1 protein-coding gene is annotated in these 231 nt (G+C 74.0%); it reads right to left on the reverse strand.

Features of this window, described 5'->3' with window-relative positions; translation table 11 throughout:
* Window positions 1–29 precede the first annotated feature (29 nt).
* Window positions 30–231, reverse strand: a 202-nt coding sequence (locus SB773_RS35030) for a hypothetical protein (RefSeq protein ID WP_410595200.1), incomplete at its 5' end; no start/stop codon positions are given.

Here is a 231-nt window from a genome sequence, read left to right on the forward strand (position 1 = left end):
GTGACGAGCGCGGCGAGCAGGGACCGGGACTAGGCTAGGGTGATGATCGCGGTGATCGCCGCGCCAGCACCCGTCGCGATCATGACGGCGGCGAGCGCACAGGCGAGCAGCACCGCGCCGCCGAGCACGGCCGACGCGACACCGGCGATCGCTGCGGTGCCGATCCACACGAGGCGTTCCGTGGCGGAGGACGGGAGGGGCTCCGCCGGGCTCTCGGACCCGCTCGTGTCC

The organism is Bacillus sp. SIMBA_074, assembly GCF_046534555.1.
In the GTDB taxonomy this organism is placed as follows: domain Bacteria; phylum Bacillota; class Bacilli; order Bacillales; family Bacillaceae_G; genus Bacillus_A; species Bacillus_A mycoides.